The sequence below is a fragment of the Gordonia ajococcus genome, assembly GCF_012974285.1.
In the GTDB taxonomy this organism is placed as follows: domain Bacteria; phylum Actinomycetota; class Actinomycetes; order Mycobacteriales; family Mycobacteriaceae; genus Gordonia; species Gordonia amicalis.
The window spans coordinates 1,617,533-1,640,576 of sequence record NZ_CP052884.1; the positions used below are offsets into that span (position 1 = coordinate 1,617,533).

The 23,044-nt window shown below is 67.7% G+C and carries 20 protein-coding genes and 4 pseudogenes; 9 read left to right on the forward strand and 15 right to left on the reverse strand.

What is annotated here, in order from left to right; all coding sequences use genetic code 11:
- The first annotated feature begins 43 nt into the window (after nt 1–43).
- From GAA2_RS07400 to GAA2_RS07410, 3 genes are all read left to right on the forward strand, one after another.
- Nucleotides 44–1,684: a serine/threonine-protein kinase gene (locus GAA2_RS07400; protein ID WP_096274931.1), complete on the forward strand. Its 1,641-nt coding sequence runs from the start codon at nt 44–46 to the stop codon at nt 1,682–1,684.
- Complete coding sequence (locus tag GAA2_RS07405; protein WP_096273655.1) at nt 1,684–2,607, forward strand: hypothetical protein; 924 nt, start codon at nt 1,684–1,686, stop codon at nt 2,605–2,607. Before GAA2_RS07400 ends, GAA2_RS07405 begins: the two co-directional genes overlap by 1 nt.
- A 172-nt stretch (nt 2,608–2,779) precedes the next feature.
- Complete coding sequence (locus GAA2_RS07410) at nt 2,780–3,625, forward strand: hypothetical protein (protein WP_096274932.1); 846 nt, start codon at nt 2,780–2,782, stop codon at nt 3,623–3,625.
- Nucleotides 3,626–3,632: 7 nt separating this feature from the next.
- On the opposite strand, the gene GAA2_RS07415 is transcribed toward GAA2_RS07410, so the two are convergent.
- From GAA2_RS07415 to GAA2_RS07435, 5 genes and pseudogenes are all read right to left on the reverse strand, one after another.
- Entirely contained in the window at nt 3,633–4,952 is a 1,320-nt protein-coding gene (locus GAA2_RS07415; RefSeq protein WP_006434346.1) for a YibE/F family protein, read from the reverse strand.
- Between the two features lie 82 nt (nt 4,953–5,034).
- Nucleotides 5,035–5,774 (reverse strand): annotated as a pseudogene (locus GAA2_RS07420) (MetQ/NlpA family ABC transporter substrate-binding protein).
- 61 nt (nt 5,775–5,835) lie between these two features.
- Nucleotides 5,836–6,543: a methionine ABC transporter permease gene (locus tag GAA2_RS07425; protein ID WP_096274933.1), complete on the reverse strand. Its 708-nt coding sequence runs from the start codon at nt 6,541–6,543 to the stop codon at nt 5,836–5,838.
- Nucleotides 6,538–6,999, reverse strand: a pseudogene (locus tag GAA2_RS07430) (methionine ABC transporter ATP-binding protein); the annotation flags it as partial. The gene GAA2_RS07425 and the pseudogene GAA2_RS07430, both read right to left, overlap by 6 nt.
- Before the next feature lie 77 nt (nt 7,000–7,076).
- Nucleotides 7,077–7,781 (reverse strand): annotated as a pseudogene (locus GAA2_RS07435) (LLM class flavin-dependent oxidoreductase); the annotation flags it as partial.
- A gap of 149 nt (nt 7,782–7,930) precedes the next feature.
- Between GAA2_RS07435 and GAA2_RS07440 the strand changes: the two are divergent.
- Nucleotides 7,931–8,434, forward strand: a complete 504-nt coding sequence (locus GAA2_RS07440) for a mycothiol transferase (RefSeq protein WP_006434351.1) — start codon at nt 7,931–7,933, stop codon at nt 8,432–8,434.
- A 110-nt stretch (nt 8,435–8,544) separates the two neighbouring features.
- Here the strand turns inward: GAA2_RS07440 and GAA2_RS07445 are convergent, their stop codons facing one another.
- A complete protein-coding gene (locus GAA2_RS07445) occupies nt 8,545–8,961 on the reverse strand; it encodes a DUF6764 family protein (RefSeq protein WP_006434352.1) in 417 nt (138 codons plus the stop codon).
- A 141-nt stretch (nt 8,962–9,102) separates the two neighbouring features.
- Here GAA2_RS07445 and GAA2_RS07450 point away from each other — a divergent pair.
- Nucleotides 9,103–10,033, forward strand: a pseudogene (locus tag GAA2_RS07450) (LLM class F420-dependent oxidoreductase).
- A 3-nt stretch (nt 10,034–10,036) separates the two neighbouring features.
- On the opposite strand, the gene GAA2_RS07455 reads toward GAA2_RS07450, so the two are convergent.
- The 3 genes from GAA2_RS07455 to GAA2_RS07465 are packed head-to-tail and all read right to left on the reverse strand — an operon-like array spanning nt 10,037 to nt 12,213.
- On the reverse strand, nt 10,037–10,768 hold the full coding sequence (locus tag GAA2_RS07455; protein ID WP_191834853.1) for a pirin family protein: 732 nt from the start codon (nt 10,766–10,768) through the stop codon (nt 10,037–10,039).
- Nucleotides 10,768–11,238: a MarR family winged helix-turn-helix transcriptional regulator gene (locus GAA2_RS07460; protein ID WP_191834854.1), complete on the reverse strand. Its 471-nt coding sequence runs from the start codon at nt 11,236–11,238 to the stop codon at nt 10,768–10,770. The genes GAA2_RS07455 and GAA2_RS07460 overlap by 1 nt, the downstream gene beginning before the upstream one ends.
- Before the next feature lie 3 nt (nt 11,239–11,241).
- Nucleotides 11,242–12,213: a pirin family protein gene (locus tag GAA2_RS07465; RefSeq protein WP_191834855.1), complete on the reverse strand. Its 972-nt coding sequence runs from the start codon at nt 12,211–12,213 to the stop codon at nt 11,242–11,244.
- A gap of 129 nt (nt 12,214–12,342) precedes the next feature.
- Here GAA2_RS07465 and GAA2_RS07470 point away from each other — a divergent pair, with 129 nt between their 5' ends.
- Both GAA2_RS07470 and GAA2_RS07475 read left to right on the forward strand, forming a co-directional pair.
- Entirely contained in the window at nt 12,343–12,723 is a 381-nt protein-coding gene (locus GAA2_RS07470) for a hypothetical protein (RefSeq protein WP_191834856.1), read from the forward strand.
- Between the two features lie 43 nt (nt 12,724–12,766).
- A complete protein-coding gene (locus tag GAA2_RS07475; RefSeq protein WP_191834857.1) occupies nt 12,767–13,603 on the forward strand; it encodes an alpha/beta hydrolase in 837 nt (278 codons plus the stop codon).
- A gap of 15 nt (nt 13,604–13,618) precedes the next feature.
- On the opposite strand, the gene GAA2_RS07480 is transcribed toward GAA2_RS07475, so the two are convergent.
- From GAA2_RS07480 to GAA2_RS07490, 3 genes are all read right to left on the reverse strand, one after another.
- On the reverse strand, nt 13,619–14,059 hold the full coding sequence (locus GAA2_RS07480; RefSeq protein ID WP_191834858.1) for a hypothetical protein: 441 nt from the start codon (nt 14,057–14,059) through the stop codon (nt 13,619–13,621).
- A 33-nt stretch (nt 14,060–14,092) separates the two neighbouring features.
- Nucleotides 14,093–15,571, reverse strand: coding sequence for an alpha/beta hydrolase (locus GAA2_RS07485; protein WP_191834859.1), 1,479 nt, complete (start codon nt 15,569–15,571; stop codon nt 14,093–14,095).
- Between the two features lie 79 nt (nt 15,572–15,650).
- Nucleotides 15,651–16,457, reverse strand: coding sequence for an alpha/beta fold hydrolase (locus GAA2_RS07490; protein ID WP_191834860.1), 807 nt, complete (start codon nt 16,455–16,457; stop codon nt 15,651–15,653).
- Between the two features lie 117 nt (nt 16,458–16,574).
- Between GAA2_RS07490 and GAA2_RS07495 the strand changes: the two genes are divergently transcribed.
- Complete coding sequence (locus GAA2_RS07495; RefSeq protein ID WP_191834861.1) at nt 16,575–17,828, forward strand: benzoate/H(+) symporter BenE family transporter; 1,254 nt, start codon at nt 16,575–16,577, stop codon at nt 17,826–17,828.
- 144 nt (nt 17,829–17,972) lie between these two features.
- On the opposite strand, the gene GAA2_RS07500 is transcribed toward GAA2_RS07495, so the two are convergent.
- A complete protein-coding gene (locus tag GAA2_RS07500; protein ID WP_191834862.1) occupies nt 17,973–19,397 on the reverse strand; it encodes an aldehyde dehydrogenase family protein in 1,425 nt (474 codons plus the stop codon).
- A gap of 184 nt (nt 19,398–19,581) precedes the next feature.
- Between GAA2_RS07500 and GAA2_RS07505 the strand changes: the two genes are divergently transcribed.
- Nucleotides 19,582–19,902, forward strand: coding sequence for a putative quinol monooxygenase (locus GAA2_RS07505; protein WP_006434364.1), 321 nt, complete (start codon nt 19,582–19,584; stop codon nt 19,900–19,902).
- Nucleotides 19,903–19,917: 15 nt separating this feature from the next.
- Here GAA2_RS07505 and GAA2_RS07510 read toward each other — a convergent pair whose 3' ends face one another.
- Nucleotides 19,918–22,269 carry an MMPL family transporter gene (locus GAA2_RS07510; RefSeq protein ID WP_006434365.1) on the reverse strand — a complete coding sequence of 784 codons (2,352 nt, stop codon included), beginning with the start codon at nt 22,267–22,269 and terminating at the stop codon, nt 19,918–19,920.
- 1 nt (nt 22,270) lies between these two features.
- A complete protein-coding gene (locus tag GAA2_RS07515) occupies nt 22,271–22,945 on the reverse strand; it encodes a TetR/AcrR family transcriptional regulator (protein ID WP_024497786.1) in 675 nt (224 codons plus the stop codon).
- Nucleotides 22,946–23,044 lie beyond the last annotated feature (99 nt).

A 23,044-nucleotide genomic window follows, 5' to 3' on the forward strand; every position in this document is an offset into this window, starting at 1 on the left:
GGGCGACAGAGAAGTGTCAGTCGGTCGGCTTATGCTGCTCGGTATGTCAGGAAGCCGGGTCGGCACGCAGTTCGGGCCCTATCGTCTCGACGCACTGTTGGGGCGGGGCGGCATGGGAGAGGTCTACCGGGCATACGACACCGCCAAGGACCGTACCGTCGCGCTGAAACTGCTCAACCCAGGTCTCGCGGACGACACCATGTACCAGGAGCGATTCCGCCGGGAGTCGCACGCCGCGGCGCGACTGGGTGAGCCACACGTCATCCCGATCCACGACTGGGGCGAGATCGAGGGCGTGCTCTTCATCGACATGCGCCTCGTCGCCGGCGAAGACCTGCGGGCCCTGCTCAGCCGCGAGACGCGGCTCGAGCCGGCACGGGCGGTCTCGATCGTCGAGCAGGTGGCCGCGGCACTCGATGCCGCCCACACCGAGGGGTTGATGCACCGGGACATCAAGCCGGAGAACGTCCTCGTCGATGCCAACGACTTCGCCTACCTCGTCGATTTCGGTATCGCCCACGGCGCCGACGACACGCACCTCACGCAGACGGGTACCGCCGTCGGTTCGATCGCGTACATGGCGCCCGAGCTGTTCGACGCGGCGTCGCCGGGTCCGGCGAGCGACATCTACAGCCTCGCGTGCGTGCTGTTCGAGTGCCTCACCGGCCAGGTGCCACATCCCGCGAAGACCGTGAGCGCCGCTATCAAGGCAGCGGTCCTGTCGCCCCCGCCGGCGCCGAGCTCGGTCAACGCCGACGTCCCGGAGGCGATGGATGCTGTCCTCCGGACAGGTCTCGCCGCCGAACCGTCCGAACGCTACGAATCGGCGCGGGAGCTGGCTCGCGCTGCCCGCGCGGCGTTGTCCGGCGACCCGGACGCCGGACCCGCAGCAGACTCGGCGACAAGCATCATCAAGGCGCCCCACACCGTCATCGCCCCGGTCGAACCGGCGTACGAGCCGACCCAGATCCGCCAGACGACCGGCCCCGAGACCGCTGCGGGACCACAGATGTCCGGTCCGCAGCAGGTATCGGCACCCCAGTCGTATCCCGAGTCACACCCTGAGTGGGGCGGATCCGGCACCCGACAGCTCTCCGGGCCACAGACCTTCGGCGCGTCACAGCAGATGTCCGCACCCGCGTATCATGTTGAGCCGCAGCAGTTCTCGTCAGCTCAGCAGTACCCGAGCGCATACGGACCGCCACCCGGTTATCCGCCGGCCTATGGACAGCCCCGGCAACGGCGCTCGGCGGCGATCCCGATCCTCCTCGGGCTGATCGCGGTTGTCCTCGTGGGCATCGCCGTCGTCGTGGGCGTCCTCCTCGCGGGTTCAGGGGGCGACAGTTCGGAACAGGTCGCCGACCCGACCACCCCGACGATCACCGAGACCGTCGCGCCGCCGCCGACCGTCGAGAACGCACCCCAGGGGCCGCGCGCTCCCGCGGCGCCACCGCCGGGGTCCGCGCCGTGCGACGCGACCGTCGGCGTGGGGACATCGGTGACGAGCTGCCCGTTCGCCTTCGCGGTTCGAGACGCGTACTTCAGTGTGGGACAAGACCGTTCCCCACGCGTGGTGACCGCGGCGAGTCCCGTCACGGGGCAGTCGTATGCGATGAGCTGCGTCCCGGAGGGGGCGATCGTGGCATGCCGCGGCGGGAACGACGCGGTGGTGCACATCTACTGATGAGGACCACGCAGACGATCAGGTCCGTGGCGGTCGCGCTCGGATTCGTCGTGGCGGTCACCGCCGGTTGTACGACGTCCGCCGACCCCGCCCCGATCACACCGGTCACCGTGACTGTGACGTCGACACCCTCGACCCCGGTCCAGCCCACACCGGGCCAGCACGGGGCGGGGAGCCCGGCGCCACCGGTCCCCGCCTCGTACGGCGCGCTGGCCGCGAGCTTCCGCAAGGTCGCGTCGTCGACCGGGCTGACCGTCGGCATCGCGATCGCGCCGGTCGGCGGCGATGCGGTCCCCGCACTGACCCTGGGGGACACCACACCGCAGGTCGCATGGTCGACGATCAAGGTGCCGCTCGCGGTCGCCGCCGAACGCCAGAACGGACCCAGCCCGGCCGCTGGTGCGGCGATCATCAACTCCGACAACGGTTCCGCCGAGGCATTGTGGTCGTCGCTGGGCGGCGGACAGAGCGCCGCCGACGCGGTCACCGCGGTGCTGCGCGACGGAGGTGACACCACCACCGTCGTCCCGGCCACACAGCGTCGGCCGGGGTACACGATCTTCGGTCAGACGATCTGGGCATTGCCCGACGCTGCGACATTCACCGCCCATCTCCCGTGTCTCGAGGGGGCGCGGTCGGTGCTCTCGCTGATGGGTGAGGTCGCCGGGAATCAGCAGTGGGGCGTCGAGGTGATGTCCGCGCCTCGCGCGACGGCCGTGAAAGGCGGCTGGGGTCCCGGCATGTCAGCGGGGTATCTCGTGCGTCAGATCGGCCTGTTCACCTTTCGTGACGGTCAGCGCACCGCGGTGGCGATGAGTGCGGTCGGCGGGTCGATGACCGGCGGGATCGCGGCGCTGAACGCGGTGGCCGCCTGGCTCGACACCAACATGACCCGGCTGCCACGCGGCCGGTGTGCCGCCTGAGACCGAATTCCGCCGTCGCCGTCGGCGTGATGCCGGTCGCAGCAAGGTCCCGATTGGGTATACGAGCTGGTCACCCGGCCGGCCGCGGCACTACTCTCGTGTGTCTAAAGTGACTCAGGAGAATACTGTGAAAGTTGTGACTCGGTGTGCGCTGGTCGTCGGTGCTGTGATGATGTCCCTCGTCGTCGGTGCCGGAAGCGCGAACGCGGTTCCGCTCCCGGCGCTGCCGCCGCTGCCCGAGCCGTTCGCGTCCTGGTTCACGCCACCGGAACCGGTCGACAAGAAGCTGGCGAAGAGCTATGCCGCACTCCAGAAGTCGATGAAGAAGTCACTGCCCGGCCAGCTGGGTGTCGCCATCGTGCCGGTCGGCAGCGACCAGGTCATCTCGCTGGGATCGCTCAAGGCGGGCCGGGCGTGGTCGACGATGAAGGTTCCGGTTTCGCTGGCCGCCCAACGCGAGCGCGGTCCCGCCGTCGCAAGGATGGAGGACAAGGCGATCACCTTCTCCGACAACGACGCCGCGGGCGAACTGTGGGGAGCACTCGGCGGCGGGCGCGCCTCCGTCGACGCGGTGACCGCCGTGCTGCGCGAAGGACACGACACCCGGACGCACGTCTCCTCGGAGATCGACACCCCGGCGTCGTATCCGGGATACACCTCCTGGGCTCTGCGCGACCAGGCCCTGTTCGGCGCGCATCTGCCCTGCCTGCCCGGCAGCGAACACATCATCCGGCTGATGAGCGACGTCGCCCCGAACCAGCAGTGGGGCATCGCCAGGGTCGGCCGGAACAAGGGGGCGGTGACCGCCGTCAAGGGCGGCTGGGGTCCGGCCACGTCCAGAACCGGTGGTCATCTCGTGCGTCAGCTCGGCATCATCAGCACAGTCGACGGCCAGGTCGCGGTCTCGATGGCGGCGATCCCACGCAGCGGGTCGTTCACCGACGGCACCAAGATGCTCACGCGACTGGGCAACTGGCTCGGCAAGAACCTGGTCGAACTGCCCAAGGGACGGTGCTGAACTCCCCTCAGCTCGCCGCGGGTGACGGCATGCCCGCCGGTCGGCAGAGGGCCGCGGCGATCGCGGTGGTCAGCGGAACCGACAAGGCGATCGCGATACCGCCGACGAAGGACCGCGCGAGTTCGACGGCCACCACGTCAGTGGTGAGCAGACCTCCGAGGGGTTGCTGGGCGACCGAGAAGAGCAGCATCAGCGGCAGGGCGCTGCCGGCGTAGGCGAAGACCAGGGTGTAGACGGTGCTCGCGATGTGGTCGCGTCCCACGCGCATCGCGGCCTTGAAGGTCGCGAGCCGGGTCGGTTCGCCCGCGGCGGCCAGTTCGAAGGCCGCGGACGCCTGGGTGATCGTCACGTCGTTGAGGACGCCGAGCGTGCCGATGATGAATCCGGCCAGCAGTAGACCGCTGACCGAGATGTTGCCCTGATAGACCTGCAGATTGGTGGTCTGGTCGCCGGACAAACCGGTCAGGTTCATCGTCTCGATCGCCAGCCAGCTCAACAGGCCGGCCATCAGCAGTGAGGTCAACGTGCCGAGCAGGGCCGAACTCGTACGGAGGCTGACGCCGTGTGCGAGGTAGAGCACCACGAACAGGATCGCCGCCGACGACACCACCGCCACCGCGACCGGGGATGATCCATCGAGGATGGCCGGCAGGGTGAACCCGCCGAGGACGACGAAGGCGAAGGCGAGGCCGAGGATCGAGCGGAATCCGCGCCACGCCGCGACCAGCACGATTGCCGCGATGAAGAGGATCGCCCAGACGATCGTGGCCGTGCCGCGCTGGAAGTCGAAGAAGGTGTACCGATTGCCTTCCGGTCCGGGCACCGTCGAGAGCCGGATCGCATCGCCGACGTGGAGCGTCGGCTGACCGGCCTGCGGCTCGTCGCTCGCGCCCGGGGTCGGCGTGCCCTCGGGTCCCGGTTCGGTCCCCGACTGTGCACCCTTCGTGGGGATCTCCAACACCGTGTACCGGCCGGCGGCCTCACCCGAGTCGATGCGGACCGCGTTCAGGATGCAGGGCCCGCCGGCGACCGGGTTGACGGGGATGTCGGCGGTCTCGAGCACCGACCCCGCCGCCGGGTTGAGACAGTTCGCGCGGAACTGGTCGACGACCTCGCCGTCGACCGTCTGGATCGAGCCGCCGTCGGCCGCCCGGAACTGCGTGGGCACCGGATGCTCGGAATCCGACGGCCAGAGAACGATCATTCCGATCGTCACAGCCACCGCGGTGACCGCCAGGGTCCCGATGACCAGCCACCGCGCGAACGGGGACAGCATGTGGGAGATGTCGGTCAGCGAATGTGAATGACCGTGATGTGTGCGCTCCACGCCGGTGAGCCTATGCGTAAGCGCCCGGGTCGTGGTGTGCGACCCGGGCGCCCGGTGTGAACACGCGTCACGGAATGGTGGCCTACAAGGGCAGGAGAATGTTCTTCACCTGCGGATCGGTGCGCAGGAATTCCTGCACCGCGGGATCCTTGAACGCGGCTACGAGGTTCTTGATGTTGTCGGTGTTCTCCCACTCGGTGCCGATGGTGAGCTGTCCGGCGAACTCGTCGGGGGCCGGGGGAGCGTAGATCTGCTTCTCGATCGGGATGTTCGCGGCCGGGTAGTACTCGGTGTAGCCGACGGTCGCGTCGAGATCGGCCAGCGACCGGGACTGAGCGGCGAAGTCGAGCAGCACGAACTGCAGGTTGCGCGGGTTGGTGGTGATGTCCTTCTGGGTCGCCGTCCACTTGTCGATGCCCGGTTTGAGGGTGATCAGGCCGGCGCGCTCCAGCAGCCACAGGCACCGTCGCTGACTGCGCGGTTGAGCGTGGTCGAGTCGGCGAGCCCCTTGAAGGCGACCTTGATCCCGTATCGGGGCGCGACCTCGTTGCCGATGTACTCGACGAGCGCCTGCTCGGCGGCGTTGCCCTCGGCGGTGACGACGGTGAGCGTCGCACCCGGGGTCTCGTTGGGGGAGGTCGAATCCGAGCCGAGGAACCGCCAGCCGAGGACGCCGGCCAGAACAGCGACGACGACGAGGACGCCGGCGATCAGCGGCCAGCGGCGACGCGTGGAGATCTCGATGTCGGAATTGCCTGCGGGCGGCGGAGTTTCGGGCGACTTGTCCGACACGTCAGTGGCGGAACCGGTGTCCTGGGACATGCGTGAACCTTTCAAGAGTGGTGAAAGTGAGACGAGGGGCTCTGGCGTGAAGGCGCGTCGGTCAGTGGTTGACGCGCTTGGAGGTCACCGGGTTGAGGCTGCGCGCGAGTGCGTCGCCGGCCAGCTGGATCAACGCCACGGTGATCACCAGCACGATGATCGTGGCGACCATGACGCCCTGGTCGAAGCGCTGGTAGCCGTAGGTCACCGCCACGTAGCCGAGGCCGCCGGCGCCGATCGTGCCGGCAATGGTCGAGTATTCGATCATCGCGATGGTGTTGATGGTCAGACCACCCACGATGCTCGGCAGGGCCTCGGGAACCTGTGCCTTCCAGATGATCTGGGCGTTGGAGCCGCCCGATGCGCGGGCCACGTCGATCGTCGACGCCGGGACCGACCGCAGCGAGTTCTCCACGATGCGGGTGAAGAAGGCGATACCGGCGATGGACATCGGGACCACCGCCGCGGCGATGCCGATGTTGGTGCCGGTGACGAGGCGGGTGAACGGGATGATCGCCGTCATCAACACCAGGAACGGCAACGACCGCCCGATGCTGATGATCCAGGACAACGGTGTGTGCAGCGCCCGGTTCTCGAAAAGGCCACCGGGAGCGAGGTTGTGGACCAGTGCGCCGAGCGGGACGCCGACGACGAGGACGACGACCATCACGATGCTGACCATCAGGACGGTGTCGACGAACGCCGGGAGCAGCAGATCGGGGATCTCGTCGAGCGGAACGGTGATGCCGGCCAGGTTGATCGTGCTCATGCCGCGGGGTCGAAGTGCGCGTCCGAGAACCGAATCGGGATCGAGTACCAACTTCTCGAGGCGTCCGTGCTCGACGATGCGTCCGTGGTCGAGTCGGCCGACGGTGTCGGCGACGCGCACGATGGTGTCCATCTCGTGGGTGATGAACACGACTGCCAGACCGAGTTCGTTCCGGACCTCGGTCAGGAGTTCCGGGAAGGTGTCGGTGGCCGGGTCGAGTCCGGAGGTGGCCTCGTCCGACAGCAGCACCGACGGCTGCCCGCCGGAGAGCTGATGGGGGTACAGATTCGCCTTGTCGGACAGGCCGACCAGGTCGAGCAGGTCGGCGACCCGCGACGTGGTGGAAGCCTTTGTCGCGCCCAGGTACTCGAGCGGAAGGGCGACGTTCTGCGCTGCGGTCCGCCGCGAGAGCAGACTGGCCGGCTGGAAGACCGTGCCGATGCGGCGTCGAGCACGGTGGTGGGGTTCGGCGAACCGACCCCGAAGATCTTGCCCGAGAGCCATCGCGGTTCGACCTACCGCGTCGGCGGCGTGAGCGTGTAGATTCTGGCGTCGTAGGGATCTCGTCCGGCCAGGACGAGTTCCTCGCGGATCTTGCTCACGACGTCGCCCAGGATCGCCTTGGTGGGTGCGGCGACGAAGACGGCTTCGGCGTTCTCCGCGGCGAAACGGCGACCGCGTGGTGAGGCGCCCGCCTGGTAGATGACCGGCGAACCCTGTGGCGACGGCTCGGAGAGGTGGATGCCGGGAACGGTGTAGTGCTCACCGTGGTGTCCGATGTGGTGGACCTTGGCCGGATCGGCGAAGATGCCGCGCCTCGCGGTCGCGGCGTACCGCGTCCCGTTCCCAGGAGCCCTCCCACAGCTTGTAGAGCACGGTCAGGTACGACCGCGGGTGAGGTGGTCGAGCGTCGACAGACGACGTGCGAACGGATAAGGGTGTTCGAAACCGGTGCCGGTGGTGACGCCGAACCCGAGGTGCTGGGTTGCGTGTGCCATCGCGGAAACCAGCAGCAGCGGGTCGTTGACCGGGATCTGGGCGCCCTGGCGGATCGCCGCCTCGTCGGTGCCGGACAGGACGTCGTAGGTACCGAGGACATCGGCGATGAACAGGCCGTCGAAGCCGCCGGTCTCCAGGAGCCGGGCGAGGTCGACCCAGTAGTCGATGGTGTTGTAGTTCCACGACCGGTCGCTCGGATGGCGCCACAGGCCGGGGGACTGGTGCGCAACGCAATTCATGTCGAAGGCGTTGAAGCGGATCTTACGGGTGGAGCGCGAGCCGTCGGCGGGGGTCACGGCAGGCTGGTTCTGTTCAGACACCGGAGGAATGATGCTGACGGATCGGCGGACTCGCCATCCTTGCGCGCACGGCGAACTAAACTTGCCGCATGCGCGCCACAGATGTGTTAATCGACGGTCTCGGACGGGTCGCCGGGAATGTTCATGCGCTGCTCAGCGATATCGAGCCGGACATCCTTAATCGGGCACCGGCGTCGGGAGCGAACACGATCGCCTGGCTGGTGTGGCACCTGACGCGCGTTCAGGATTCGCACATCGCCGACGTCGCCGACACCGACGAGGTATGGGTGAGCGGCGGTTGGGTCGATCGATTCGACCTGCCGTTCTCGCCGGCCGACAGCGGGTACGGCCATTCGGCCGAGGACGTGGCGCGGGTTGTCGTCGACGATGCGGAATTGCTCCGCGGTTACTACGACGCCACGCACGCGGTCAGCGTCGACTACATTGCGTCGCTGACGGATTCGGATCTGGATCGGATCGTCGACACCAACTGGGACCCGCCGGTGACGCTCGGTGTCCGCCTGGTCAGCGTGGTCGACGACGATGCCCAGCACATCGGGCAGGCGGCTTATCTCCGCGGGTTGTTCGTCTGACCGGCGGCGTCATGCCCGGGGAGACGGTGGAGGCAGGCCGACCCTGGGACTCCAGGCCGGTCGCCCTCCGCACCCGAAGGCACGAAACCGTTCTCTCGGCTGTCCGAGAGTTAGGACCTGCAGCCCTTGAAGGTCTGGAAGTCACCGGCGAATGCAGGGCCGCCCTTGCAGGTGGGGCCGTTCTTGCCGTCGACGACCACCTCGGCGCCGGGTCCTGCGATACCGATGGCCAGTCCGGCGCGGTCGCCGGTCATGGTGACAGTGGCACCGGGCCCGAGCGCGATCGCCGCGGGGCCGGCGAAGTTGTTCGCCTCGGAGGTGGCCTTGCCGCCGTTGTCGGTGATGGCCAGTGCCAGACCGGTGGGGCCGGACTCGGCGCTGCACGAGGCCATGGAGGAGGTCTGACCAGGCAGAGCGGGACACACCGCGGGGGCTGCACCGGCCGACGGCGAGGCGGCGAGCGATACCGCGGTCGCCCCGGCGGCAGCGACGACGAAACCGAGGGCTGTACGCGCAACTGTCTTCATTTAGGACTCCTTTGTCGAGTACTCGGCCGAGTACTGGGTTGGGTGTCGAGCTCAAGCGATTCGGATTCACCGCGGTGCCGGATGGGCCGCGGGGAACTTGCGCCGCACCTGGTGAATGCCCACTGCGCGTAAGTTGAAACCGTGCAATTGCGAATCTTCACCGAACCCCAGCAAAGGCGCGACCTACGATCAGCTGCTCGCAGTCGCGAAGGCGACCGAGGAACTCGGATTCGACGCCTTCTTCCGCTCCGACCATTTCAGCGGCATGGGCGGCGACGGACTGCCCGGACCCTCGGATGCGTGGATCACGCTGGCCGGGCTGGCGCGGGAGACGTCGCGGATTCGACTGGGCACACTGGTCTCGTCGGCCACCTTCCGCCTGCCGGGCCCGTTCGCGATAGCGGTGGCCAACGTCGACCAGATGAGCGGCGGTCGAATCGAACTGGGTCTCGGTGCGGGCTGGTATGAGCCCGAGCACGAGGCGTACGGCATCCCGTTCCCGTCGCTGAAGGAACGGTTCGACCGGCTCGAGGAGAGCTTCGAGATCATCACCGGTCTGTGGGGTACGCCCGAGGGAAGCCGATTCGACTACCGCGGTGAGCATTTCCAGCTCAGCAACTCACCGGCGCTGCCGAAGCCGGTGCAGCGCCCCCGTCCGCCGATCATCGTCGGCGGCAGCGGAAAGAAGCGCACGCCGGCACTGGCGGCACGATTCGCCGACGAGTTCAACGTGGTGTTCCAGCCCGTGGACGTCGCACGTGAGCTGATCGGCAACGTGCGCGCGGCCTGCGCCGCGGCGGGGCGTCGTCCCGAGACCATGACCTATTCGGGTGCGCTCGTCTTGTGTTGTGGCAGTGACGAAGCCGAATTCCGGCGCCGTGCCGAGGCGATCGGCCGGGAGCCGGAGGAACTGCGCGAGAACGGCGCCGCGGGGACGCCCGACGAGGTCGTCGCGAAGATCGAGAGCTATCGCGAGCTCGGGATCACCCGGATGTATCTCCAGACCCTGGACCTCGACGATCTCGATCACCTCGAACTCGTTGCGTCGAAGGTGATCCCGCAACTCGGCTGAGCCTCAGGCGACGCCGGCGTGCATCTCCCAGAACAGGATCTCGGCTCCGCCGGGGCTGTGCAGGGAGATCTCGCCGGCGTTTCTCGTGCGCACGGCATCGCCTTCGACGAGCGTGTCGTCGCCGGCTAAATCCACCTCCCCTCGCGCGACGTAGAGGTGGCCGTAGGGGGAGGCGGGAAGAGTCACGGTCCTGCCGGCGGGCATCTGCGCCACGTGCAGGGCGGCGGCGGAGTTGTTGATGGTCACCGGTGTCGTCGTCGCGTGGCGGGACAGCCCGGAGACGACGACCACGAGGTCCCCGCTCGCCAGCGCGGTAGTGACGTCGGCCTCGGCATATCCGGGCTCGAGGCCGGTCTCTTCCGGAGCAACCCACATCTGGACCACGCGCAGATCGGTGCCGTCGAGACGGCCGGTCGCGTTGCCCTCGCTGTGGGAGATCCCGCGGCCCGCCGTCATGCGTTGCACGATACCGGGTTTCAGGATGCCGTCGTTTCCGGCGGAATCCCGGTGGCGTAGTGCGCCGTCGAGGACCCAGGTGACGATCTCGGCGTCACGGTGCTGATGCCGGTCGAGTCCTTCGCCCGCGTCGACCCGATCGTCGTTGTGCACCAGCAGGACTCCGTGGGCGTTCGCCGCCAGATCGAAGTTGCCTGTCGCCGGGAACGACTGCCAGGACTCGAGCCATTCGTTGCGCCAGTGATGACGTTCGTCGGCGCGGATGATGGTGAATGACATCAGGTCTCCTGGGTTCTCGGATGAATGGTGTCGAGGTGGGCGGCGAGTCGTTCCATCACCGCTCGCAGCTCGCGTCCGTCCGACGGCCGGAGCGCCGAGAAGAACAGTGCATCGACGCTTCGGTGGTGGTCGCGGGCGGCATTCCGGAACGCCGAGCGTCCCTCCTCGGTGAGTACCGCGTAGCTGCCGCGCCTGTCCTCGATGGCGCGTTCCCGCTGCAGCCAGCCATGTTTCACCATCGCATCGACCTGATACGAGAGTCGCGACGTGGAGAACACCATGCGGTGCGCCAGATCTCGCATACGCAATCTGCCGCCCTCGCTCTCGTGGAGGATGAGCAGCACGCTGTAGTCGGCGAGGCTCATTCCGGTTCCCGCTCGCAGATCGTCGTCGAGCATGGTCTGCAGGCGCGCGGCGGTCTCGATGAAGACGCGCCACGCGCCCTGCAGGTCATCGGAATCGGTGGGCATGGATCAGCGAACGGTGTGCGGCATCAGTGCATCCGGCGGGACGACGCCGAGCCGACCGGCCTGATAGTCCTCGATGGCCTCGACCAGCTGCTGGCGGGTGTTCATCACGAATGGACCGTACTGCGCGACGGGTTCGCGGATCGGTCGGCCCCCGAGAAGGAGAACCTCCAGGGCAGGGCGGTTGCCGTCCTGCGCACCGTCGGCGGCCACGGTGATCCGATCACCCTTGCCGAGAACCGCGAGGGAGCCCTGCTCGATCGGACGTCCCTCCGCGCCGACGCGTCCGCGGCCGGACAACACGTACACCAACGCGTTGAACTCGGGATTCCATGGGATCGACACCGCCGCACCGGGTTGCACCGTGGCGTGGGCCATCGTGATCGGGGTGTGTGTGGAGCCCGGTCCGCGGTGTCCCTCGATGTCGCCGGCGATGATCCGGATCAGCGATCCGGCGTCGGGCGAGGTCACCAGGCCCACCTGGCCGCCCTCGAGGTTCTGGTAGTTGGGCGGGAGGAACTTGTCCTCGGCCGGCAGGTTGACCCACAGCTGGATGCCGTGGAACAGTCCGCCGGACTCCACCAACTCGGCCGGCGGCGTCTCGATGTGCAGGATGCCGGAGCCCGCCGTCATCCACTGCGTCGCACCGTCCTCGATGAGGCCGCCGCCGCCCGCGGAGTCCTGGTGGGCGAAGCGGCCGTCGATGATGTACGTGACCGTCTCGAAGCCGCGGTGCGGATGCCAGGAGGTACCGCGCGGTTCACCGGGCTCGTAGTCGACCTCACCCATTTGGTCCATGTGGATGAACGGATCGAGTTCGGCGGGGGAGACGCCCGCGAAGGCGCGCACCACCGGAAACCCTTCTCCTTCGTAGCCGCGCGGTCCGCGGGTGACCGATCGGACGGGACGCTCGGTGGCGTCGAACCCGGGCGAGGACAGGCGCGTCAACGACAAGGTGTCGGCGGAGACGGCAGGCATGGTGTGCTCCTTCGGTCGGCAACTCACTCAAATTTGAGTGACTCTGTGTCGGTCAACCGCGCGAGGTGGCGGGCTATTCCTCGCGCGTTCGGTCTCCCGCCGTGCGCGTGGTGGGTGATAATCCAGCCCATGGTCGACACCGCGTCATCGAAGCCGCCCGAGCGGCAGCGCATCAAGAAGCTGGCGCAGGCAGCGCTCAATGCCGATATGACGGTGGAGCAGCTCGAGGGAATCCTCGCCGACATGGGTGAGGCCCTGGAGGGACTCGGCCCGACGATGAGCAATCTGGACGCGACGATCGAGAAACTGGATGCGACGCTCGTGCGGATGTCGGGAACACTCGATCAAGTGGACGCGACTGTCGACCGGATGTCCGACGTCGTCGCCCGGCTCGAGCGGGTCGTCGCACGCGTCGAGGTGATGGTCGGGATCGGGGAGGCCGCACTACGTCCGCTCGGCATGCTCGAATCGGCAGGAAAGTCGGTCGTGGCACGGCTGGGCCTGCACTGACGAGACCACGGCTCCAACGGCTCCACGGACGAGAGAACAGGGAATGACACCGGAAGAACACAGTTTTCGCGGTCCACACGGCCAGGACATCGTGTACGACGTCCACCGCCCCGAAGGTGATAAGCGCGGTGTCGTGGTCATCGCGCACGGACTCGCCGAACACGGCCGACGGTACGGACATCTGGCGCAGCGTCTCGTCGACGCGGGATTTCTCGTGGCGATCCCCGACCATGTCGGACACGGACGCTCCGGCGGCAAGCGGATGCGGCTGCGTCGGTTCAGCGAATTCACCGGCGATCTCGACACCGTCATCGCCCACGTCTCCGACGAGGCCCTCCCGACGTTCCTGATCGGACACAGCATGGGTGGTTGCATCGCCCTCGACTACGCGCTCGACCATCAGGAGAAGCTCGACGGGCTGATCCTGTCGGGGGCTGCCGTGCTCCCCGGGGACGACCTGTCTCCGCTGGCCGTCAAGATCGCGCCGGTGATCGGGAAGATCGCGCCTGGGCTCCCGACCACCGCGTTGAGTTCGACGAGCATCTCCCGCGATCCGTCCGTGGTGGCGGCCTACGACGCCGATCCGCTCGTGACGCGTGGCAAGATCCCGGCCGGTCTCGGTGGGGCGATGATCTCCACCATGCAGTCGTTCCCGCAGCGTCTGCCGTTGCTGCAGCTACCGCTGCTCGTGATGCACGGCGGCGCCGATGCCCTCACCGACCCGAAGGGCAGCGAGCTCGTCGAGCGGCTCGCCGGTTCGGAGGACAAGACACTCGTCATCTACGACGACCTGTTCCACGAGATCTTCAACGAGCCCGAGCAGGACGTGGTCCTCGACGAGGTCCTGACCTGGCTGCAGGTGCACACACCCGCCTCGTGACGGCGTGCCGGCCGATCAGGTCAGCCGCACGACGACGCCGGCGAGCAGCACCAGCACTCCGCCGAGCTCGCCGACTATCAGCGCGACCATGAACAGGTACGTTCCCGGCATCGGGTTCTCGAACTGATTGGTGGTGTCGCGGAGTGCGCCGTGGATGCAGTACGACGCGATCGCGGCGACGAAGAACACGATCGGGACCGCCGCGGCCAGCACGTTGACGACCGGCGCGAACGCGCTCAGCTCGACCAGCGCGGCGAGGACGAGGGTCGCGAACGAGTACATCAGTGCCGCACGGTGAGCGATGTCGACGTACACATGCGCGCTGTGCTCGGGCGACGTGCGGATCCCGTGGTACTTCCACACTCCGAGCGCCAGGCCCCAGACCAGGATTGCCCCGGAGGCGAACACCACGGCGATCGTGTCGGTGCCGACCAGGTCGGCCAAGTCAGAGTTCACGCCGTAACGCTAACGGCTGCGAGCGAAGTCGGGTCACCGCCCTGGCGTGGTGGTCGTGGTCGTCGACGGGACAGACCCGTCGGACCGGGCCGGTCCCGTCGGCGCGAGCTGCGGGATCGTGGGCTTCGTCGTGCTTGCCGCGGCCGATTCCTCTGGGGCCGATTCCGCTGCGGGCGCGGCGGGTTCGGCCGCTGCCGACTCGGGTGCTGCGGGCACCGACGCCGACACGTCACCGGTCGACGGGGCATCCGATCCCGAGGCCTCGGACGAGTCAGCTGATTCCGACGCCGCCGGGGTCTCCGAGGATGCGCTGGACGCGTCCGTCGACTGCAGCGCGGCCAGGACCGAGGCGTCGAGTGCGGGGGAGGCCGTGACGGCATTCTTCGCCGCCATGGTGACCTTCGCGGGGCCCTCGGGGTCGGGGCTGCCCGACGCCGAGACGACGGTCGTCTTCTCGGTGACCGGCGGATTGTTGCGCAGGGCCTCGAGTACGTGCCCCTTGCCGTCGCCGAGGGCGCGGCCCCAGTTCTCCCAGGTGTGGCCGCCGTAGTTGGGCAGCGAGATCACCGATGCACCGGACTGCTTGGCCTGCAGCTGCATCAGTACGGTCGACACCGCGGACAGGATCTCGAGTGCGATCGCCGAGATCTGATCCTGTGGCGCGAGCTTCGCCATCTCGGACGGGGTGAGGAACCCGTTGCCCGACGAGATGATCAGGACCTGGCCGTTCTCGGCGAGCCTGCCGACGTTCTTCGACGGGTCGTTGTCGGCCCAGCGGTCGCCGCCCGGCGCGCCCCACATGTTGACCACGCCGCTGACGTAGTTCGACACCAGGCTCTGCGTCGCGAAGACGCCGAGGGCGCCGATCGGATTGTCGGTCTGGTAGTAACCCGACATCGCCTGGACCACCTTGAACTGCTCCGGGTGTCGTTCGGCGAGCGTGACCGCGGGACCGCCCGACATCGAGAGACCGACGATCGCGTTGTTGTTGCGCGCCACCCCGAACTCCTGCTCGAGGTACGCAGGCAGTTCGGACGTCAGGAAGGTCTCCTGCTTGATGACGGTGTTCTTGTCGCCCGCACCGCCGTCCCAGTCGGTGTAGAACGACGACGCGCCGCCCACCGGCATGACCAGCGTGGTGTCGGCCTTGGCGTCGTAGACGCGGGCCGCCTGGACGTCGGTGGTCCAGGCAGAGCGAGTCTCGCTGGCCCGCATGCCGTCGAGCAGGTAGACGCCGCTGTCGCTGCCGCTCGACGCGCGGATCTGCACGATCACGTCGCGCTGCTGGGATTCCGACCAGACCTTGCAGTTCTGCACGAAGTATCCGGACTTGTCCCAGGTGCAGCCCGGGCGCAACACCTCCGGATGGCCGCGCAGAGCGCTGGCCGTGTTCGACGAGTTGAGCAATGTGCTCGCCCCGAACAGTCCGAGGGTGAGGATCGCGACGACCGAGATGCCGGTCAGAATGCGTTGCCGAGACGAGAGACGACGGATCTTGGATGAATGCGACATAGAACTCCTGACGTACGCGGCCACCCGAAGATCGCGTCGGTGCCGATGTCAAGAATGTCGTTCGACGACCCGACCGGCGTTACGCGCGCGCCGACGTCGCCGTGCGGATCGTGATCTCGGCGGTCTGCTCCGGACGTTCCCACCAGAACATGTGCCCGACGCCGGGCCAGCGTTCCAGCGTGGCGCCGGGGATCCCGGCGGCGAGCCGTTCGCCCTCGGCGACCCCGATGACCTCGTCGACGTCACCGTGGATGACGGTGGTCGGCACGCTGATGGTGTCCAATCGGTCGCGGGTGTCGTGGCCGCCACAGGCCGTGGCCTGATAGGCGACCACCGCCGATGGCACCTTGCGTAGCGTCGAGGACCGGGTGAAGCGATCGAATGCGCCGTCCCCGGAGCAGAACTCCGGGGAGAGGTTGACCTCGAAGGCGGTTCGGGCGACCCGCGCGGCATCCCGGGAAGCGATGGCCTCGACGAGACGCAGGGCACCGGACGTGCCGATGGCCCCCGGTCCGCCCGCGGTGGTGCAGCCGAGGACGAGGCTGCGTACGCGATCGGGATGGGCGAGGACCAGCTCCTGGGCGATCATGCCGCCCATCGACGTGCCCAGGACGTGCGCGGTGTCCCAGCCGAGTCCGTCGAGGACGCCACGCGCGTCGGCGGCGAGATCGGCGATGGTGAACGCGCCCTCGGCCCGACTGCTCCCGCCGATGCCGCGGTGGTCGTAGACGGCGACCTCGAAGTGCCGGGTGAGTGCGTCGAGGAGTTCATCGGTCCACATCTCCCGATGCGCTGACATTCCCGCGATGAGCAGGAGCGGTTCGCCGGACCCGGTCACCTCGACATCGAGGACGGTCGTGGAGTCGGGATGGGTGGGGATCAGCATGAACGTGAATCGTACCCAGGACGCCTACGCCGCAGGGTGATCGTCGATAAACACCTGCGATCAATCCCCGGAAACTGTGTCCTTGTTCTTGCCGAATGCGCAACTAGCCTCGCCCACATGTACGCACCCAGCTTCGAGCGGCCGCCCGGTACCCGGCCGGGTCCGTCGTCGATACTGCGCGACGCGGGCGGGGCCTACCTCGCGAACGGACTGATCGGGCTGATCTTCGCCGCGTCCGGTCCGGTGGCGGTGATCCTGGCAGCGGGCGCGGCAGGCGACCTCACGACCGCGCAGCTGACATCGTGGATCTTCGGTGTCTTCGTGCTCAACGGAATCCTGACGGTGGTCGCGAGCTGGATCTACCGGATGCCGCTCGGATTCGCATGGACGATCCCCGGCACCGTGCTGGTCGGCGCGGCGGTACAACACCTGACCTGGGCCGAGGTGGTCGGCGCATTTCTCCTGACCGGTCTGCTCATCATCCTCGTCGGTATGACAGGTCTTGTGCGACAGGCGATGTCGTTGATACCGATGCCCATCGTGATGGGCATGGTCGCCGGTGTGTTCCTGCAATTCGGTCTGGACATCGTCGGGGCGGTCGGCGCCGACCCGCGGGTCGCGGTACCGATCGTCGTCGCCTTCTTCGCTCTGCACTGCCACCGGACGGTGAGCCGGCGGGTGCCACCGATCATCGGGGCGTTCGTGGTGGGTGCGATCGCGGTCGTCGCGACCGGGTCCTTCCACGTCGACGCCGCGGCGTCGACGATCGTGGCCGTGCCCGTGTTCACCACCCCGGAATTCACCGTTCGTGCCGCGATGGAACTGGTTGTGCCGCTGGCCATCACCGTGATCGTCGTGCAGAACGGCCAGGGTGTCGCGGTGCTGCGCGAGGCCGGACACCATCCGCCGGTCAACGTGATCGCCCTCGCCAGCGGCGTGTGGTCGGCACTCGCGGCATCGGTCGGCGCCATCTCGTCCTGCCTGACCGGCCCCACCAACGCGCTGCTGGTGTCGGGCGGCCGCCGGGACCGGCAGTACATCGCCGCACTGACCTTCGGACTTCTCGCGATCGTGATCGGGGTGTTCGCGCCCGTGTTCGTCATGCTCATGCAGGCGATGCCCTCGGCGTTCATCGCGACGGTGGGCGGGCTGGCGTTGCTCGGGGCCCTCCAGGGAGCGTTCCGCGGAGCGTTCAGCTCCCGATTCACGACGGGAGCGCTGGTGACCTTCCTGGTCACGGTGTCGGATCTGACCGTCCTGAACATCGGGTCGGCGTTCTGGGGGCTCGTCGCGGGAACCGCGGTGTCGTGGGTCGTCGAGCGCGACGATCTCCGTGCCACCGACCCGATCGAGCGGGTGTCGTCTGCCTGAGGTGGGGGCTTCGACGCGGTGCCTCGCTTCGCTCGGTACCGGCTCAGCCGGCGGAGGGGGCCGGGGTGAACGCGCGAGAAACCGGCGGGCGCATCCGCAGTGGACGCGCCCGCCGGTCAGAGGGGTGTCAGACCCGGTGCGGCGTCAGGAGCCGTAGCCGAGCAGCGACTTGACCTCGAGGAACTCGTCGAAGGCGTAGTCGCCCCATTCGCGACCGTTGCCGCTCTTCTTGTAACCGCCGAACGGCGCGACCGGGTCGACGGTGGCGCCGTTGAGTCCGATCGAACCCGCGCGGATGCGCGAACCGATGCGGCGGACCTCGTCGAGGTCCTTGCCGGACACATAACCGGCGAGGCCGTACTCGGTGTCGTTGCCGATCTTGATCGCCTCGTCGATCGAGTCGTAGCCGATGACGACGAGCACCGGACCGAACACCTCGGTGCGGGCGATCTCCATGTCATTGGTGACGTTGGTGAACACCGTCGGCTTGACGTAGTAGCCGGTCTCGAGACCTTCCGGACGACCCGCACCACCGATGACCGGGGTGGCGCCGTCGGCGATCGCGCGTTCGATGAGTCCCTGGATCTTCTCGAACTGTGCCTCGGAGACCACCGGGCCGAGCTGGACCTCGGTCGTCGGATCGCCGACGGTGATGTTCGGCTCGACCGACTTCGCGATCTCGGCGACCTCGTCGAGACGCGAGGACGGCACGAGCATGCGGCTGGGCGCGTTGCACGACTGGCCGGAGTTCATCATCATCGCCGCGATGCCGCCTGCGACGTTCTTCGCGAAGTCCTCGTCGTCGAGGATGATGTTCGGGCTCTTGCCGCCGAGTTCCTGGGCGACGCGCTTGACCGACGGCGCGGCGGTCTTGGCGACCTCGATGCCGGCGCGGGTGGAGCCGGTGAACGAGATCATGTCGATGTCGGGGTGGGCGGCCAATGCCGCGCCGACGCCGGGTCCGTCACCGTTGACGAGGTTGAACACGCCGGCGGGAACGCCTGCGGCGTCGAAGATCTCGGCCACGATGGCGGCGCTGAACGGTGCCACCTCGGAGGGCTTGAGAACCATGGTGCAGCCGGTGGCCAGAGCCGGGGCGACCTTGCACATGACCTGGTTGAGCGGCCAGTTCCACGGCGTGATGAAGCCGCAGACGCCGATCGGCTCCTTGACGATGCGGTGCCCGCCGCGGTCCTCGCTGAACGAGAAACCGGGCAGCTGCGCGGCGGCGGTCATCAGGTGGCCGAGGCCGATCGGCACCTGGGCGGCGTTGGTGAGGCCGACCGGCGAACCCATCTCCTCGGTGACCGCGGCAGCCAGATCGCCCATGCGGTTCTGGTATTCGGCGATGATCCGGTTGATGACCTCGAGGCGCTCCTCGACGGTGGTCTGGCCCCAGGTCTCGAAGGCGCGGCGCGCGGCGTCCACCGCGGCGTCGACGTCGGCGGCAGTCCCGATGGCCACCTGACCCGCCGCCTTCTCGGTGGCCGGGTTGATCACGTCGATGAGGTTGAGTTCGACGGGGTCCACCCACTGGCCGTCGATGTAGAACTTGGTGATGTCCGGCATGTCGCCTCCGTTGCAGCAAAGATGTGAAGACATTTGTTGTGGTTTCACACTCTATGCCCTGACGCGGTCGAGGTCTCGTGAATCTCACCAGCCGCAAGCGGTCGCTCGCCGAGACATTTTGGGACAGTGGTCCCAGTCGCATTTTGCGACGCTCGTGCCGCCGCCGGGGGACTAGGGTCGAGGCATGATCCTCATCGTCGTGAAATGGCCGATCAAGCCCGAGTACGCGGACGAATGGCCCGAGCTGTCACGTGAGTTCACCGAGGCGACCCGTGCCGAACCGGGCAACAAATGGTTCGACTGGTCGCGTTCGCTCGACGACCCGAACACCTACGTGCTGGTCGAGGCATTCGACGACGACGCGGCCGAGGCGCACGTGACCTCTCCGCATTTCAAGCAGGCCCAGCAGGAGCTGCCCAAGTACCTGCAGCGGACCCCGGACATCATCAACACCACCGTCGGCGGCGACGAGTGGTCGAAACTGGGCGAGTTCGAGGTCGACTGAACGAGACCGTCGCGGTCACCGGCCGGCGCGGACCTCGGCCTCGGGGGAGGTGCGGGTCGCGGGGCCGGAGTCGTCGAGCCTGAGGTTCTCGCCCTCGATGTCGACGTTGGGCAAGATGCGGTCGAGCCAGCGCGGCAGCCACCACGCCTTGTCGCCGAGCACCGTCAGCACCGCAGGCATCAGCGTCATGCGGACGACGAAGGCGTCGAAGAAGACGGCCGCGGCCAGCGCGAAGCCCATCACCTTGATGAAGGCCATGTCCTGCAACATGAACGCCGCGAACACCGAGATCATGATCGCCGCAGCCGCCGCCACGACACGTGCGGAGTGCCGGTAGCCCTCGACGACGGCGGTCGTGGCGTCGGCGCCGTGCACGTAGGCCTCCCGCATTCGCGTCACGAGGAACACCTGGTAGTCCATGGCGAGACCGAAAACGATGCCCACCAACATGATCGGCAGGAACGACACCACCGGTTGCGGATTGCCGACGATCCCCAGGGCGCCGTCGGTGAACAGTGCGACGGTGACACCGAAGGTCGCCGCGACACTGAGCAGGAAGCCCAGCGCGGCGGTGAGCGGCACCAGGATCGACCGGAACACGATGATCAGCAGGATGAACGCCAGCCCGACCACCACCAGCAGGTAGGGGATCAGCGAGTCGGACAACCGCTCGGAGATGTCGAGTTCGATCGCGGTCTGTCCGGTCACCCCATAGGAGATGCCGGTGGTCGCGGCGACCCGCGGTTCCATGTCCCGCAGCGTCTGGACCAGTTTCGGGGTGGCCTCGTCGGACGGAGCGGTCGACGGAATGATGGTGATCTTCGCGGTGTCGCGGGCCTCGTTGAGCCCGCCCGCGCCGATCTGCGCGATTGCCACACCCTCGATCTGGGCGAAGTCGTCGACGAGGGTGTCGAAGGTGCGGAGGCGATCTCCGGTGTCCTCGATACCGCGCCCGTCGGCGACGACGACGAGCGGCCCGTTGAATCCCGGACCGTAGCCTTCGGCGACCATGTCGTACGCCTGCCGCTGCGTCGTCGACGGCTCGGACGTCCCGTCGTTGGGCAGTGCCAGCTTGAGACCTGTCATCGGGACCGCGAGTACGACGAGGACGCCGACGATCACGGCGGTGACGGCACGCGGATGGGCGACGATCCGCTGGACCCAGCGCTGACCGTTGTGCACGCGTTCGGTCTCGTGCGGTTCCACGTCGGGTGCGTTGAGCCGGGGGAGGCGCCCACCGAAGGTCCTGCCGCCGAACAGGCCGAGAATGGCCGGTAGCAAGGTCAGGGCGACCAGAACCGCGACGATCACCGTGGCCGCGGCTGCGACACCCATCGCGGTGAGGAACGGGATGTTGACGATCCCCAGCGCCGCCAATGCGATCACGACAGTGCTGCCCGCGAACACGACCGCCGATCCGGCGGTGCCGACAGCCCGGCCGGCCGCATCGGCGCGGTTCGCCGACCGATGGATCTCGTGCCGGTATCGGGACACGATGAACAGCGCGTAGTCGATACCGACGGCCAGCCCGATCATCGTCGCGAGGATCGGGGTCTCCTTGCTGAGGTCGAAGAAATGGGTGCCCAGCTGGATGCCGAGCATGCCGATCGCGACGCCGACGATCGCGGTGATGATCGGCATACCCCAGGCGACCAGGGAGGCGAACGTGAGGATCAGGATCAGCGCGCCGAAGCCGATGCCGATCAGCTCCGAGGTGATGCCGAGCTCGAACTGCTGGGTGGCCGTGCCCTTCATCTCGACGGTCAGTCCCGCGGCTCGTCCGTCCTCGGCGACGGCGTCCATCTGCGCGCGGGTCGTCTCGGTGATGTCCGACGACGCCTCCACGGCGAAGGACGTACCGAATTGCGCGACGGTGGACGAGGAGTTGATGGGCGAGGTCGCCTGCGCATCGGCCGCCGCGTCGGCGGCACTCTTGCCGAAGGTCCGCTCCTGGAAGGTCTGGGACAGTTCTCTGAGTCGGCCCGGGGACTGTTCGGTGCCGTACGAGACGAACGGATTGACGATCGAGTCGGGGCTCTCGACCGCCTCGACCTTCTTGAGGTCGACGACCATGTCGTCGATGGCCCGCTGGTACCGCGGTTCGGTCAGCGTCGAACCCTGGGGCGCCCGAACCACGTAGGTGACGCTGACGTCGGTGCCGAAAGACGGCTCGCCGGGGAAGCGCTCGACCATGAGGTCCTGCGCCTTCTCCGAGGGGATGCCCGGGATGGAGAACGATTCCGACGCGGGTTTGGCCAGCAGCGATGCGCCGACACCGAGTCCGATGAGGACGAGAACCCAGATCGCGATCGTCTTGAGACGGTTCTCGTACGTCCAGCGTCCGAGTCGGTACATATGTGTTGCCACGTCAGGGCTCCTTGTGGGATGCGTCGGCCAGGTCGTTCAGAAGCGGGACGGGACGCCCCAGACCGGCCGACATCTGGTCGAAGGCGGACTCGAGCACGGTGGACAGGACGGGTGGCATGGATCCGCCGGACGCATGTGCGGCGCGCTCGCTGCGTGCCACGAAGTACTCGAGGGCCACCCGCGCGGTGGTGATCGCCGTGTGGACGACCAGGTGTGGGTACATCGCGTCGGCCCGCTGGCCGCGGCGATCGTAGAGCTGGGCAAGTCGGGCCTCGAACGTCTGATCGAGGTCGATGTCGCGCGTTCGGGCGGTGAGTGCCGGGTCAGTGTCGAGAAGTCGCAGCAGCGCGACGATCTCGGCCGGCTCGCCGACGTCGAGTGAGGTGGCGGTCTCGATGAGCGCGGTCCGGACCGAACACCAGAAGCTCTCGCCGGCCGGTCGGGCCTCGATCCGTTCGATGACCGAATCCAGCAGGGAGTCGACGAAGTGGAGAAGCGCGTCTTCTTTGCCGCCGAAGTAGTTGTGGAAGGTGCGGACCGAGACGTTCGCCTCGGCGGCCACCGCGTCGATGGTCACGTGTTCGATGCCGTCGCGGATCGACAGGCGGAGCACGGCGCGCGCGAGCGCCTTGCGCGTGGCGGCCTTCTTGGCCTCGCGGAGTCCGGAGGGGTGCACTCCTCTACGGTAGTTGCAAGAACCTACAAACTTGCAGGCGGGTGCATAATGCAAGAGTTGTCTCAGTGGTGGGTCCGGAGTGGCGGGGCTCACACGGCG

Coding starts and splice junctions, on each gene's coding strand:
- GAA2_RS07400 (WP_096274931.1), top strand. CDS start 44: ATGTCAGGAAGCCGGGTCGGCACGCAGTTCGGGCCCTATCGTCTCGAC.
- GAA2_RS07405 (WP_096273655.1), top strand. CDS start 1,684: ATGAGGACCACGCAGACGATCAGGTCCGTGGCGGTCGCGCTCGGATTC.
- GAA2_RS07410 (WP_096274932.1), top strand. CDS start 2,780: ATGTCCCTCGTCGTCGGTGCCGGAAGCGCGAACGCGGTTCCGCTCCCG.
- GAA2_RS07425 (WP_096274933.1), bottom strand. CDS start 6,543: ATGAGCACGATCAACCTGGCCGGCATCACCGTTCCGCTCGACGAGATC.
- GAA2_RS07440 (WP_006434351.1), top strand. CDS start 7,931: ATGCGCGCCACAGATGTGTTAATCGACGGTCTCGGACGGGTCGCCGGG.
- GAA2_RS07445 (WP_006434352.1), bottom strand. CDS start 8,961: ATGAAGACAGTTGCGCGTACAGCCCTCGGTTTCGTCGTCGCTGCCGCC.
- GAA2_RS07455 (WP_191834853.1), bottom strand. CDS start 10,768: ATGTCATTCACCATCATCCGCGCCGACGAACGTCATCACTGGCGCAAC.
- GAA2_RS07460 (WP_191834854.1), bottom strand. CDS start 11,238: ATGCCCACCGATTCCGATGACCTGCAGGGCGCGTGGCGCGTCTTCATC.
- GAA2_RS07465 (WP_191834855.1), bottom strand. CDS start 12,213: ATGCCTGCCGTCTCCGCCGACACCTTGTCGTTGACGCGCCTGTCCTCG.
- GAA2_RS07470 (WP_191834856.1), top strand. CDS start 12,343: ATGGTCGACACCGCGTCATCGAAGCCGCCCGAGCGGCAGCGCATCAAG.
- GAA2_RS07475 (WP_191834857.1), top strand. CDS start 12,767: ATGACACCGGAAGAACACAGTTTTCGCGGTCCACACGGCCAGGACATC.
- GAA2_RS07485 (WP_191834859.1), bottom strand. CDS start 15,571: ATGTCGCATTCATCCAAGATCCGTCGTCTCTCGTCTCGGCAACGCATT.
- GAA2_RS07490 (WP_191834860.1), bottom strand. CDS start 16,457: ATGCTGATCCCCACCCATCCCGACTCCACGACCGTCCTCGATGTCGAG.
- GAA2_RS07495 (WP_191834861.1), top strand. CDS start 16,575: ATGTACGCACCCAGCTTCGAGCGGCCGCCCGGTACCCGGCCGGGTCCG.
- GAA2_RS07500 (WP_191834862.1), bottom strand. CDS start 19,397: ATGCCGGACATCACCAAGTTCTACATCGACGGCCAGTGGGTGGACCCC.
- GAA2_RS07505 (WP_006434364.1), top strand. CDS start 19,582: ATGATCCTCATCGTCGTGAAATGGCCGATCAAGCCCGAGTACGCGGAC.